The sequence below is a fragment of the Streptomyces sp. NPDC047079 genome, assembly GCF_040643755.1.
In the GTDB taxonomy this organism is placed as follows: Bacteria; Actinomycetota; Actinomycetes; order Streptomycetales; family Streptomycetaceae; genus Streptomyces.
The window spans coordinates 19,928-32,508 of the sequence record NZ_JBEYUZ010000002.1 but is presented as its reverse complement, the minus strand read 5'-3'; the positions used below and the strand labels follow the sequence as shown (position 1 = coordinate 32,508).

11 protein-coding genes are annotated in these 12,581 nt (G+C 68.5%); 6 read left to right on the top strand and 5 right to left on the bottom strand.

Translation table 11 applies throughout. From position 1 onward, the window contains the following. The first annotated feature begins 42 nt into the window (after nt 1–42). The 5 genes from ABZ823_RS02685 to ABZ823_RS02665 all read left to right on the top strand — a co-directional run bounded on the left by ABZ823_RS02685 (nt 43) and on the right by ABZ823_RS02665 (nt 4,690). Complete coding sequence (locus tag ABZ823_RS02685; protein WP_361652917.1) at nt 43–969, top strand: ABC transporter permease; 927 nt, start codon at nt 43–45, stop codon at nt 967–969. A 33-nt stretch (nt 970–1,002) separates the two neighbouring features. Next, complete coding sequence (locus ABZ823_RS02680) at nt 1,003–1,926, top strand: ABC transporter permease (RefSeq protein WP_361652915.1); 924 nt, start codon at nt 1,003–1,005, stop codon at nt 1,924–1,926. 51 nt (nt 1,927–1,977) lie between these two features. Beyond that, nucleotides 1,978–3,024: an ABC transporter ATP-binding protein gene (locus ABZ823_RS02675; protein WP_361652913.1), complete on the top strand. Its 1,047-nt coding sequence runs from the start codon at nt 1,978–1,980 to the stop codon at nt 3,022–3,024. Continuing rightward, nucleotides 3,017–4,165 (top strand): dipeptide ABC transporter ATP-binding protein, encoded by a 1,149-nt coding sequence (locus ABZ823_RS02670; RefSeq protein ID WP_361652911.1) that lies wholly within the window; start codon nt 3,017–3,019, stop codon nt 4,163–4,165. The genes ABZ823_RS02675 and ABZ823_RS02670 overlap by 8 nt, the downstream gene beginning before the upstream one ends. 99 nt (nt 4,166–4,264) lie before the next feature. Next, entirely contained in the window at nt 4,265–4,690 is a 426-nt protein-coding gene (locus ABZ823_RS02665; RefSeq protein ID WP_361652910.1) for a VOC family protein, read from the top strand. Here ABZ823_RS02665 and ABZ823_RS02660 read toward each other — a convergent pair. Genes ABZ823_RS02660 through ABZ823_RS02640 form a run of 5 tightly spaced genes read right to left on the bottom strand, consistent with a single transcriptional unit; the run spans nt 4,683 to nt 10,546 of the window. Then, the gene (locus tag ABZ823_RS02660) at nt 4,683–5,672 is read right to left on the bottom strand and encodes an ABC transporter ATP-binding protein (RefSeq protein WP_361652908.1); all 990 of its coding nucleotides are present in this window, start codon (nt 5,670–5,672) and stop codon (nt 4,683–4,685) included. The two genes, ABZ823_RS02665 and ABZ823_RS02660, sit on opposite strands and share 8 nt — an antisense overlap. After that, entirely contained in the window at nt 5,669–6,667 is a 999-nt protein-coding gene (locus tag ABZ823_RS02655; RefSeq protein ID WP_361652906.1) for an ABC transporter ATP-binding protein, read from the bottom strand. The genes ABZ823_RS02660 and ABZ823_RS02655 overlap by 4 nt, the downstream gene beginning before the upstream one ends. Continuing rightward, nucleotides 6,664–7,587: an ABC transporter permease gene (locus ABZ823_RS02650; protein ID WP_361652904.1), complete on the bottom strand. Its 924-nt coding sequence runs from the start codon at nt 7,585–7,587 to the stop codon at nt 6,664–6,666. The genes ABZ823_RS02655 and ABZ823_RS02650 overlap by 4 nt, the downstream gene beginning before the upstream one ends. Then, nucleotides 7,584–8,651 carry an ABC transporter permease gene (locus ABZ823_RS02645; RefSeq protein WP_361652902.1) on the bottom strand — a complete coding sequence of 356 codons (1,068 nt, stop codon included), beginning with the start codon at nt 8,649–8,651 and terminating at the stop codon, nt 7,584–7,586. The genes ABZ823_RS02650 and ABZ823_RS02645 overlap by 4 nt, the downstream gene beginning before the upstream one ends. 47 nt (nt 8,652–8,698) lie before the next feature. After that, a complete protein-coding gene (locus tag ABZ823_RS02640; protein ID WP_361652900.1) occupies nt 8,699–10,546 on the bottom strand; it encodes an ABC transporter substrate-binding protein in 1,848 nt (615 codons plus the stop codon). 394 nt (nt 10,547–10,940) lie between these two features. Here ABZ823_RS02640 and ABZ823_RS02635 point away from each other — a divergent pair, with 394 nt between their 5' ends. Further along, nucleotides 10,941–12,563, top strand: coding sequence for an ABC transporter substrate-binding protein (locus ABZ823_RS02635; RefSeq protein ID WP_361652898.1), 1,623 nt, complete (start codon nt 10,941–10,943; stop codon nt 12,561–12,563). Nucleotides 12,564–12,581 lie beyond the last annotated feature (18 nt).

Sequence of the window (12,581 nt, the reverse complement as noted above, 5' to 3'; positions counted from 1 at the left end):
GGAGCCGCTGGTTGGCGGCAGCGAGGCGCAGAGAGGCATGTCATGGGAAGGTATGTGGTCCGCAGGCTGGGCCAGTTGGTCGTCGTCACGCTCGGCGCGACGATGATCCTGTTCGCCTGCCTGTTCGTTCTGCCGGGAGACCCGGTCGGGCAGATCGCGGGCAGTGACAAGGCGCGCGATCCGGCTGTGATCGAGCAACTGCACAAGCAGTACGGGCTCGACAAGCCCCTCGTGGTGCAGTACGGCAACTACGTGGGCAAGCTCGTCACCGGAGACTTGGGCACGGACTACACGCAGAGCCGCCCGGTCACGGAGATTCTCGGTCCGAAGCTGCAGAACACGGCGAAGCTGGCTGTGTTCGCCATCGCGATCGACATCGTCATCGGCATGGGCGCCGGCATCTTGGCGGCGATCCGCAGATACTCGGTCTGGGACGTGTCGGTCACCTTCATCACGACCCTGGCCATCGGCGTGCCGTCCATCGTGCTCGGCATGATCATGCAGCGCGTCTTCATCGTCGAGCTCAACTGGTTCCCGCTGATCGCCGACGGCAGCTTCAAGTCGATGGTGCTGCCCGCGTTCACGCTGGCGATCATCGACGCGGCCCTCGTCGCACAGCTGGCCCGCAGCAGCATGCTGGAGGTGCTGCGTGCGGACTACGTCAAGACCGCCGTGGCCAAGGGGCTCCCGGGCCGTACGGTGCTCTTCCGGCATATTCTGCGCAACTCCGTCATTCCCGTGATCACCTACATCGGCATCTCCTTCGGCACCCTGCTGGGCGGCGCGATCATCACGGAGACGATCTTCAACTGGAACGGCATCGGTCTCGCGCTCGTTCAGGCGATCCAGCAGAACAACAACCCCATCATCGTGGGAGTGGTGACGATCAGCGTGGCGATCTTCGTCGTGCTGAATTTGATCGTCGACCTGCTGTACGCCGCCCTCGACCCGCGTATTCGCCTCGCCTGACCGGCAGGGTCGTTTCCCACTAGGAGTCACACCATGACCGAACTCGTCACGGGCACGGGTGGGCCGGTGCAGGCCGATCCCGCCGCGCCTCAGCAGGGCGCCGAACCCAGCGTCGCCCGGGTCAGCCAGTGGTCCGACATCCGGCACCGCTTCATGGCCAACAAACTCGCCGTCGTCGGGCTGTTGATCATCGCCGTCCTGATCCTCGTCGCCGTGCTGGCCCCCGTGCTGGCGCCGTACGACCCGCTGAACCAGGACCTCAACCAGACCCTCCAGTCGCCGGGCGGCCAGCATCTGCTCGGCACCGACGCGCTCGGCCGGGACCAGTTGTCCCGCCTTATCTACGGCAGCCGCATCGCGGTGATCGTGGGTCTCGCCTCGATCCTCGTCGCGCTCGTCATCGGCATCGTCCTCGGTGCCCTGTCCGGCTACTTCGGTGGTTGGGTGGACACCGTGATCATGCGCGCGGCGGACATCTTCTTCGCCTTCCCGCTGCTCATCGGTTCCATCGTCATCATCCTGCTGATGGGCCGCGGTGTGCTGCCGGTCGTCCTCTCGCTCGGCATCTTCACCTGGGCCACGTTCGCCCGTCTGCTACGCAGTCAGATCCTCTCCGTGCGTGAGATGGACTACGTCCACGCGGCGAAGGCGCTGGGCGCGAGCCGCGGCCGGATCATCCGCAAGCACATCCTGCCCAACTCCATCACCTCCGTTCTGGTGTACGGCACCAGCAACGTCGGTATCGCGATCGTCGCCGAGGCGTCGCTGTCGTATCTGGGCGTCGGTGTGGATCCGCAGGTCGCGGAGTGGGGCAACATGATCGCGGCCGGCCGCAACTTCATGGGCGTCAAGGACTTCATGTGGACCTCCCCGAGCATCGCCATCGTCATCACCGCGCTGGGCTTCATCCTGCTCGGCAACGGTCTGCGCGACGCGCTCGACCCGAAGCTCCGGTGAGGCACGGCCATGACTCCAACCCCCCTGAGCAAGCAAGACGAAGGTGACGGCATGACCAGCCTGGAGACGGCCCCCGCAAACGCCGGGCCGGAAGGGACCGCGCCACTCCTCGAGGTCCGCGACCTGCACGTGGAGTTCAAGGTCCGTGACTCCGTGACCAAGGCGGTCAACGGCGTCAACTACAGCGTCAACGCGGGTGAGACGCTCGCCGTGCTCGGCGAGTCGGGCTCCGGCAAGTCCGTCACGGCACAGGCCGTCATGGGCATTCTGGACAGCCCTCCCGGCGAGATCACCAAGGGCCAGATCTTCTTCCACGGACAGGACATCCTGGCCCTGCCGGAGAACGAGCGACGCAAGCTGCGCGGCGCCAAGATGGCGATGATCTTCCAGGACGCGCTCTCCTCTCTCAACCCCGTACTCTCCGTCGGCTTCCAGCTCGGCGAGATGTTCCGGGTCCACCAGGGCATGTCGCGCAAGGATGCCAAGGCCAAGGCCATCGAGCTGATGGACCGGGTGCGGATCCCCGCTGCGCGGGAGCGCGTCGGTGACTACCCGCACCAGTTCTCCGGCGGTATGCGCCAGCGCATCATGATCGCCATGGCGCTGGCCCTGGAGCCGGACCTGATCATCGCCGACGAGCCCACCACGGCCCTCGACGTGACGGTCCAGGCCCAGGTCATGGAGCTGCTCGCGGAACTGCAGCGCGAGTACAACATGGGGCTGATCCTGATCACCCACGACCTCGGTGTGGTCGCGGATGTCGCCGACAAGATCGCTGTGATGTACGCGGGCCGGATCGTCGAGACGGCTCCGGTCCACGAGCTGTACAAGCGTCCCGCGCACCCGTACACGCGAGGCCTGCTGGACTCCATCCCGCGCCTCGATCAGAAGGGGCACGAGCTGTACGCGATCAAGGGTCTGCCGCCCAACCTGCAGCAGATCCCGCCCGGTTGCGCCTTCAACCCGCGCTGTGGCAGGGCGCAGGACATCTGCCGCACCGAAGTACCGGCTCTGGTTCCGGTGACGGAGCAGGACGGAACGGAACTGGTGGGCCGCGGCTCCGCGTGCCACTTCTGGAAGGAGACGATCCATGGCTGAGCTCAGCAAGAAGGACGAGCCGCAGGTCGCCACGCCGAACGTCTCCGACGTGGAGGTCGCGGACACGCACTCCGAGGAGGAGGCGGTCGCCGCCATCGAGGCGCCGGTCGAGCGCGGTGAGCCGATCATCCAGGTCCGCAACCTGGTCAAGCACTTCCCGCTGACCCAGGGCATCCTGTTCAAGAGGCAGATCGGTGCCGTCAAGGCCGTCGACGGTGTCTCCTTCGACCTGTACCAGGGCGAGACCCTGGGCATCGTGGGCGAGTCCGGCTGCGGCAAGTCGACGGTGGCCAAGCTCTTGATGCACCTGGAGAGGGCCACGGCCGGCGAGATCTTCTACAAGGGCCAGGACATCACCAAGTTGTCCGGCCGCGCCCTCAAGGCCGTGCGCCGCAACATCCAGATGGTGTTCCAGGACCCGTACACCTCGCTCAACCCCCGCATGACGGTGGGCGACATCATCGGTGAGCCGTTCGACATCCACCCCGAGGTGGCTCCGAAGGGCGACCGGCGGCGCAAAGTCCAGGAGCTGCTGGACGTCGTCGGCCTCAACCCCGAGTACATCAACCGCTACCCGCACCAGTTCTCCGGCGGTCAGCGCCAGCGCATCGGCATCGCCCGTGGCCTCGCGCTCAACCCGGAGGTCATCGTCTGCGACGAGCCGGTCTCCGCACTGGACGTGTCCGTCCAGGCGCAGGTCATCAACCTGATGGAGCGACTGCAGGACGAGTTCAACCTCTCCTACGTCTTCATCGCGCACGACCTGTCGATCGTCCGGCACATCTCGGACCGGGTGGGCGTCATGTACCTCGGCCGAATCGTCGAGATCGGCACGGACGAGCAGATCTACGAGCACCCGACGCACCCCTACACGCAGGCGCTGCTGTCGGCGGTCCCCGTGCCGGACCCGGAGGCGCGCGAGCACCGCGAGCGCATCATCCTGACCGGTGACGTGCCCTCCCCCGCCAACCCGCCGTCCGGCTGCCGGTTCCGCACCCGCTGCTGGAAGGCCCAGGACAAGTGCTCCGTGGAGACCCCGATCCTGGCAATCCCCGAGCGTTTCAAGACCTTGGACACCCCGGTGGCCCACGAGTCGGCCTGCCACTTCGCCGAGGAGAAGGACGTCGTGCACGCCGCCTGACGGCGCTCCGGCTCCTTTCCGTTCCCGGCACCTCGCCAGCGGTGCCGGGAACCGGGTTTTTCGGGGCCTGCACGACCGCATGCACCAAGGAAGGGCGAAATGCTCCACCACATCGAACTGTGGGTACCGGACCTGCCGCGCGCGGCCCGGGAGTGGGGCTGGCTGCTCGGCAGGCTCGGCTATCTGCCCTACCAGCAGTGGCAGCACGGCCGTAGCTGGCGTCAGGGGGAGTCGTATCTCGTCGTCGAGCAGTCGCCCGCGATGAACGGCACCCGTCACGACCGGATGCGTCCGGGGCTGAACCACCTCGCGTTCCACGGCGGAAGCCGCGACGACGTCGACGCTCTGGCCGAGGGGGCGCCCGACCACGGCTGGAAGCCTCTCTTCGCCGAGCGCTACCCTCATGCCGGAGGACCGCAACACTACGCGGCCTACCTGGTGAACAGCGCTGGATTCGAGGTCGAACTTGTCGCCGGCGACCGGTCGGTGCATGCTGCCGACGAGCCCGCCCGGCAGATCAGTTGACCACCTGGGCCCCGGCCCAATGGCACGCCACCTGTCCTCCACTGCCGCCGCCGAGCACCTCCAGGTCCTGGCTCCGGCACGCGTCGGCGACACCCGCCTGCTCCGCCTCACCGCTCGCCAGGACCGGGCAGCGGACGTGGAAGCGGCAGCCGGCGGGGATGCGGGAGGGGTCCGGGGGCTCGCCGGTCAGCACCACGGGTTCGCCCGGCGTCTCGGGCAGGACGGAGAGCAGGGCCCGGGTGTACGGGTGCCGGGGTGCCGTCAGGACCTGTTCGACCTCACCCGTCTCCACGATCCGGCCCAGGTACATCACCGCGACCCGGTCGGCGATGTTCCACGCCAGACCCAGATCGTGGGTCACCACCAGTGCCGCCAGGCCGAACTCGCTCCGCAGACGAAGGAGCAGCGCCAGAATCTCACCGCGCACGGAGGCGTCGAGCGAGGCCACGGGCTCGTCGGCGACGATGAGTTCGGGCTCCAGGACGAGCGCCCCCGCGATCACCACGCGCTGGCGCTGGCCTCCCGACAACTCGTGCGGATATCGCAGGAAGAACCGTTCGGGCGGTCGGAGTCCGGCTTTGGACAGGGCCTCGCCGACCGCCGCCCGTTCGTCCCCCGCGTACCCGTGGATCCGGAGCCCCTCGGCCACCGCGTCGTACACCGTGTGCCGCGGGTTCAGTGATCCGCTCGGGTCCTGGAGCACCAGCTGGACGCGCCTGCGGTAGGCCTTCAGGAACCGCGAGGTGTACTCCAGACGCTTGCCGCCGAAGCCGACGTGCCCCGCGGTCGGCCGCACCAGGCCCAGCAGCGCGCGGGCCAGGGTCGTCTTGCCGCAGCCGGACTCGCCGACGAGCGCCACGATCTCCCCGGCCCGGATGTCGAGTTCGACACCGTCCACGGCCCGGCTCGGCGCACCGCCGTGCCGTCCGGGAAAGGCCACGTGCAGCCCCCGTGCGCTGAGCAGGGGCGGTGGTGTCGTCATGCCGTGCTCCTCGTGTCCTCGGCCGCGGCGGCCGCGCCGGAGCTCGCGTCCTCCACATGCACACAGGCCGCTCGCCGCCCCTGCCCCACGTTCCGCAGCGCCTGGTCCTGCGTGGCGCAGAGGTCCAGTGCCACCGGACAGCGCGGGTGGAAAGCGCAGCCGGAGGGCAGGGCGGACGGGTCCGGAGGGTCGCCGGCCAGTCCGCGCGGGGCGAACCGGGAGGTCGGGTCACCGATGCGCGGGAACGCGGCCGACAGGGCCTTGCCGTAGGGGTGGCGGGCGTCCCCGTGGACCGCCCTGGCGGCCCCCTCCTCGACCACGCGGCCCGCATACATCACCGCGAGCCGGTCGCAGGTGTCGGCGAGCACGGAGAGATCGTGACTGATCATGATCAGGCCCAGGTCCTGCTCGGCGACGAGATGCCCGATCAGCCGCAGGATCTGCGCCTGAACCATGACGTCCAGGGCCGTGGTCGGCTCATCGGCGACGACCAGTTGGGGATCACAGGCGAGGGCCATGGCGATCATGACCCGTTGGCGCTGACCACCCGACAGTTCGTGCGGATACGCTGTTGCCCGCGCGGCCGGCAGGCCCACCTGCTCCAGCAGCTCTCCGGCCCGTTTCCTGGCCGCGGCCGCGGTCGCCCTGCGGTGCAGCAGGATCGGCTCGGCGATCTGGTCGCCGATACGGTGCACGGCGTTGAGCGAGTGCATCGCGCCCTGGAAGACGATCGAAGCGCCCGCCCAGCGCACCGCCCGCACCCGTCCCCACCGCATGGTCAGCACGTCCTCGCCGTTCAACAGTACTTCGCCGGCGATCCGGGTCCCGGCCGGCAGCAGTCTGAGCAGCGCGAGCGCCACCGTGGACTTGCCGCAGCCCGACTCGCCCGCGATGCCGAGCTTCCGGCCCGCGGCCAGCGACAGGTCCACACCCCGCACCGCGGCCGCGCCGCCCGGGTAGGTCACTTCGAGGTTCCGGACCTCCAGCAGGCTCAACGCGCCGCCCCCAGCCTGGGGTTGAGAACGGACTCCACCGCGCGGCCGCACAGCGTGAACGCCAGGGCGACCACGGCGATGGCGATGCCCGGCGGCACCAGGTACCACCAGTCTCCGGAGCTGACCGCGCCCGCCTCGCGCGCGTCCTGGAGCAGGCCGCCCCATGACACGACGGTGGGATCCCCGAGGCCGAGGAAGGCGAGGGTGGCCTCGGCGAGGATCGACGAGGAGATCATGAGAGTCGTCTGCGCCAGCACCAGCGGCATGACGTTGGGCAGCACATGCCGGAACATGATGTGCCGGTGCCCGCCGCCGAGCGCCCTGGCGCGCTCGATGTACGGCCGGGACTCCACCGCCAGTGTCTGCGCCCGCACCAGCCGGGCCGTGGTCGGCCAGGTGGTCACGCCGATCGCCACGATCACGGTGTCGAGGGAGCGGGACATGACGGTGGCGAGCGCGATGGCGAGGACCAGGGTCGGCATCACCAGGAACCAGTCCGTGACGCGCATCATCACGGTGGCGTAGGTGCCGCGGAAGTGTCCGGCCGTGACCCCGACCAGCGTGCCGATGGCCACGGACAGCACCGCCGCCAGCAATCCGACCAGCAGCGACACCCGCGCCCCCCATACCAGCAGACCCAGCAGATCGCGTCCGAATCGGTCGGCGCCGAGGGGGAGCTCTCCGCTCGGCCCCTCCAGCGGCCGACTCGGTGCGGCTGTCACGCTTGAGACGTCCGAGCCGACCGTCAGCGGCGCGGTCACCGCGACGAGGGCGAAGAGTGCGAGCGTGGCCAGGCCGAGGAGTCCGGAGCGACGGGTGCGGTACTGCTTCCAGAACCGGGCGGCGGAGTGGCGGCGGCGCTGCCAGGCGAGTGCCCGGGGACCGGCCTGAGCCGTCGGGGGAGTGGTGTCGGCCGTCATCGGCCCACCCGGGGGTCGAGCAGCGGATAGACGAGGTCGGCCAGCGTGTTCATCACAATTACCGCCGCGGCGAAGACGAAGAAGAGTCCCTGGATCAGGGGGAGGTCGGGCACGCTCAGCGCTTGGTAGAAGAGCCCGCCGAGGCCCGGCCACGAGAAGACGGTCTCGACGAGGATCACGCCCGCGACGGTCCGGCCGAGGTTGACGAAGATCAGCGTTACGGTCGGCAGCAGCGCGTTGGGCACGGCATGCCTGCGTCGGACCAGGTCGTCCCTGAGACCCTTGGCGCGCGCGGTGGTCAGATAGTCGCTGCCCATCTCATCGAGCAGTGCCGAGCGGGTGACCAGCAGCGTCTGCCCGTACTCCACCGCGACCAGAGTGATCACCGGCAGGACGAGGTGGTGCGCGACGTCGACGGCGTATGCGAGTCCTTCCTTGCCGCCGGATTCCATGCCCCCCGTGGGGAAGAGGCCGGGGATGGGTCCCGCGCCCACCGAGAACACGATGACGAGCAGCAGGCCCAGCCAGAACGACGGGATCGAGTAGAGGGTGAGCGCCAGTCCGGTGTTCACCCGGTCGCCGATGCGCCCGTGATGCCACGCCGACCGTGTACCGAGGAAGATGCCGAGGGCGCTGTACAGGACGAACGCGGTGCCTGTGAGCAGCAGGGTGTTCGGCAGCGCATCGGCGATCTTGTCGATGACGGGCGCCCGGAACTGGTACGAGGTGCCGAGGTCACCGGTGAGCGCCTTGCCGCAGTAGTCCGTGAACTGTTCCCACAGCGGCAGATCGAGACCGAACTCCCGGCGGTAGGCGGCCAATTGTTCCGCCGACACCGGCCGGCCGCCCGTCATGAACTTGACCGGGTCCCCGGGGATCAGCCGGAACAGGAAGAAGCTGGTGACGAGGACGGCCAGCAAGGAGACGACAGCTCCGCCCGCCTTCCCCGCCGCGTACCGCAGGTAGGCGGTCCTGCCGCGCGCCCGCGGGCCACGGTCCGACGGCTCGCGGGTGGGCGGGGCGTCCGGCCTCGCGGTCCGCGCGGACGCAGCGTCGGCGGTCATGAGGACCCTGCCCGGTCACGGGCCGATGCGGTTGGTCGGTTCATGGGCTACTCGCGGTCCCCGGCGGTGGCGCGGCGGCGCATCGCGAGGAACACCCCGGCGCCGACGAGCACCACGAAGCCCGCACAGACCCCTATCACGATGCCGGTCGAGCCGCCGCCGGACGACGTGCCGGAGTCGGCCGGAACCGCGGACCACCAGCTCCAGTAGCCGTCCTGGCCGTAGATGTTGCCGCTCTTCTCCGGCATGGTGGTGATCGACTTGATCTGGTCCGTGCGGTAGGCCTCCATCGCGTTCGGATACGCCATGACGTTCATGTACCCGAGGTCGTACAGCCGCGACTCCATCTGCTTGACGATGTCCGCCCGTTTGGCGGGTTCGTACTCCGCGAGCTGCCGTGCGTAGAGCTCGTCGTACTTCTTGTCGCAGATGAAGTTGTCGGTCGCGCCGGTGTCCTTCGGGGTTGCGGGAAGCGCGGCGCACGTGTGGATGGAGAGGACGAAGTCCGGGTCGGGGTTGACGGACCAGCCGTCGAAGGCGAGGTCGTATCTGCCGGCGAGCCAGGGGTCGGTCACGTTGTCCAGGCAGTCGAGCGTCATTCCGATGCCCAGCTTGCCCCACCACTCCTTGAGGTACTGGCCGACCGCCTTGTCGTTCGGGTCCGTGGCGTGGCACAGCACGCGGTAGGTGATCGGTCTGCCGTCCTTGCCTATGCGCCGGCCGGCGCTGTTCTTCCGGTAGCCGGCCTCGTCGAGGAGCCGGGCGGCCCGTGCCGGATCGTAGGAGAGTTCCTGGTCCGCCGACGGCTTCCAGAAGTACGTCGAGAAGCGTGGCGGGATGTACCCCTCGCCCTGGACCGCGTGGCCTTGGAAGACCCTGTCGAGGACCGTGGTGCGGTCGACCGCCATGAACAGGGCGTGCCGCACACGCTCGTCCAGCAGTGAGGGATCTCCGTCGCCGAACTTCTGGCCGTTCCCGGCCCGGGCACCGGGGTTGGTGGCCAGCGCGTAGAAGCGTCGGCCCGGCGCCTCGTTCACCTTGATGTTCTTCTGCCCGCGGAGCGCTGCGGTCTGCGCGGGCGTCAGACCGCTGACGAAGGACACCTCGCCCTTCTGCAGGGCCGCGACCGCCGCGTCACCGTCCTTGTAGTACTTGAAGACCAGCTCGTCGAACTTCGGAGTGCCGCGCCAGAAGGTCTTGTTGGGCTCGAGGCGCACGTAGCTGTCGGGCTTGTAGCCGGTGAGCACGAACGGCCCGTCGCCGACAACGGGAAAACCGCTGTCGTTGTTGAACTTCGAGAAGTCCTTGACCTTCTCCCAGATGTGCTTGGGCACGATCGGCACGTCGAGCGCCGTCATCGTGGCCTGGGGCTTCTTCAGGTCGATGACCAGCTTCGTGGGGCTCGGCGCGGTGACTTTCCTGAAGTTCGCGACGAAGCTGCCATTGGCGGTGGCGGCTCCCTCGTCCGTCATCATCCTCTGAAACGTCCAGGCCGCGTCCTCGGCGGTGACCTGCCTGCCGTCCGACCACTTGGAGTTGGAGCGGATGGTGTACGTCCAGGTCAGCTTGTCCGGCGACGGCTTCCATGCGGTGGCCAGGCCCGGGACCACATGAGCGTCCCGGGGGTCGTAGTCGGTCAGGTACTCGTACATCAGCCGGTGGATGCTCGTACTGACCAGGCGGGTCGCGAGGAACGGGCTCAGCGAGTCGACGCTCTGGGCGACCGCCACGGTGAGGACTCGCTTCTCCTTCGCCTCGGCCTGCTGGGGCGTGGCGGCGAGCGAGGTCGCGAGAGCCGTTGCGAGCGTCAGGGTGGCGGCCAGGAGTCGGGGGGTGCGGAGCCGTGCTCTGTCCGGGCGAGGGTGTTCTCTGCCGTGCTGGTCTTGCGTGCTCATCGATCGACCTCGCGTCATCGCTCGTGCAGGACGGCTTGCTGGACTGCTTGATCGGTATCGCCCGGCGCCACCGGGGTGAAGGTGTGTCTATCAGCGGCCATCCGCGTGCGTCAACGGCGCGTGCACCCCATCTGGCCTGCGGAAAGGCCAAGTTGACGCACACAAGTGCAGCCATTGGTCCATACCGGTGAAGTCTCCCTGGTGGAGACCTGACGCCAGGCACTCCCCGTGCCGTCGGTCCCGAGTGGATCCCGCCAGACGGGGGGATGGGCGTCCACACGGGTAGGGGGAGTGCGCGCCGCGTCCGCTATTGGCGGATATTGGCCAATAGTGGATCAGTGCTCCGATGTCGGCGGCACAGCGCCGGTCGGAAGCGTTCACGAGGAGAATCTCAATGACGCCGTCAAGCTGTCACGCCCGACGGGCGGCGGCCGCGGTGGCGGCAGCCCTCACGGCGGCCGCCTGCGGTGGGGGCGGCCAGGGTGCCGCCCCGGGAGTGCTCAGCTCGTCCTGGAGCGACCCGCCGAACCCGCTGGAGCCGGCCAACACCAACGAGGTCCAGGGCGGCAAGGTCCTCGACATGCTCTTCCGCGGGCTCAAGCGCTACAACCCGAGGACCGGCGCGGCCGAGAACATGCTCGCCGAGAAGATCGAGACCTCCGACTCCCAGAACTTCACCGTCACCGTCAAGGACGGCTGGACGTTCAGCGACGGCGAGCCCGTCACCGCCAGGTCCTTCGTCGACGCCTGGAACTACGGCGCCGGTCTGAGGAACAACCAGCGGAACGCCTACTTCTTCGGCTACATCGACGGATACGACAAGGTGCACCCGGAAAGCGGCGGCCAGAGCGCCGACACCCTCTCCGGGCTCAGGGTGACCGGCCCCCGCACCTTCACCATCAGGCTCAGCCAGAAGTTCTCGACGTTCCCGGACACCCTGGGCTACGCGGCGTTCGCCCCGCTGCCCAGGGCGTTCTTCGACCGCCACGCGGACTGGCTGAGGAGGCCCGTCGGCAACGGGCCGTACCTGGTCAGGTCCTACACCAGGGGCTTCATGATGTCCCTGAGGAAGTGGGACGGCTATCCCGGCCGGGACAAGGCGCAGAACAACGGGGTGGACCTCCAGGTCTACACCGACGGCAACACCGCCTACACCGATCTGCTGGCCGGCAACCTCGACCTGGTCGACGACGTGCCCGCAGCACAGCTCAAGAACGTCAAGGCGGACCTCGACGGCCGGTACATCAACACCCCGGCCGGCATCATCCAGACCCTCGCCTTCCCCTTCTACGACCCGCAGTGGAACAAGCCGGGAATGGAGAAGGTCCGCACGGGTCTTTCCATGGCGATCAACCGGGACCAGATCACCCGCAGGATCTTCCACGACACCCGCACCCCGGCAAGCGACTGGACCTCCCCGGTGCTCGGCGCCGACGGCGGCTTCCGGGCGGGCCTGTGCGGCAGTGCCTGCACCTACGACCCGGGCCGGGCCAGAGCGCTGGTCCAGGAAGGCGGCGGACTGCCCGGCGGCCAGGTCAGGATCGCCTACAACGCGGACGCCGGCTCCCACCGGGAGTGGGTGGACGCCGTGTGCAACTCCATCAACAACGCCCTCGGCAACGGCAGGGCGTGCGTCGGCAATCCGATCGGCACCTTCGCCGACTTCCGCAACCAGATCGGCCGGCACAAGATGCCGGGGCCGTTCCGGGCCGGCTGGCAGATGGACTACCCGCTCATCCAGAACTTCCTTCAGCCGCTCTACTACACGGGCGCCTCCTCCAACGACGGTCAGTGGTCCAGCAAGGACTTCGACCGGCTCGTCGACCGGGCGAACGCGGAGTCGGACACGGCACGGGCCGTGAAGCTGTTCCAGGCGGCCGAGGAGGTCGTACGGGACAACATGGCGGCCATTCCGCTCTGGTACCAGAACGGCAGCGCCGGCTATGCGCAGCGCCTGTCCCATGTGGCGCTCAACCCGTTCAGCGTCCCCGTCTACAACGAGATCAAGGTCGGCTGAGCCCCACGCCACGCCCTA

What these genes read in the sequence shown, in the direction of transcription:
- ABZ823_RS02685 (WP_361652917.1), top strand. Translation starts at nt 43, where the DNA reads ATGGGAAGGTATGTGGTCCGCAGGCTGGGCCAGTTGGTCGTCGTCACG.
- ABZ823_RS02680 (WP_361652915.1), top strand. Translation starts at nt 1,003, where the DNA reads ATGACCGAACTCGTCACGGGCACGGGTGGGCCGGTGCAGGCCGATCCC.
- ABZ823_RS02675 (WP_361652913.1), top strand. Translation starts at nt 1,978, where the DNA reads ATGACCAGCCTGGAGACGGCCCCCGCAAACGCCGGGCCGGAAGGGACC.
- ABZ823_RS02670 (WP_361652911.1), top strand. Translation starts at nt 3,017, where the DNA reads ATGGCTGAGCTCAGCAAGAAGGACGAGCCGCAGGTCGCCACGCCGAAC.
- ABZ823_RS02665 (WP_361652910.1), top strand. Translation starts at nt 4,265, where the DNA reads ATGCTCCACCACATCGAACTGTGGGTACCGGACCTGCCGCGCGCGGCC.
- ABZ823_RS02660 (WP_361652908.1), bottom strand. Translation starts at nt 5,672, where the DNA reads ATGACGACACCACCGCCCCTGCTCAGCGCACGGGGGCTGCACGTGGCC.
- ABZ823_RS02650 (WP_361652904.1), bottom strand. Translation starts at nt 7,587, where the DNA reads ATGACGGCCGACACCACTCCCCCGACGGCTCAGGCCGGTCCCCGGGCA.
- ABZ823_RS02645 (WP_361652902.1), bottom strand. Translation starts at nt 8,651, where the DNA reads ATGACCGCCGACGCTGCGTCCGCGCGGACCGCGAGGCCGGACGCCCCG.
- ABZ823_RS02640 (WP_361652900.1), bottom strand. Translation starts at nt 10,546, where the DNA reads ATGAGCACGCAAGACCAGCACGGCAGAGAACACCCTCGCCCGGACAGA.
- ABZ823_RS02635 (WP_361652898.1), top strand. Translation starts at nt 10,941, where the DNA reads ATGACGCCGTCAAGCTGTCACGCCCGACGGGCGGCGGCCGCGGTGGCG.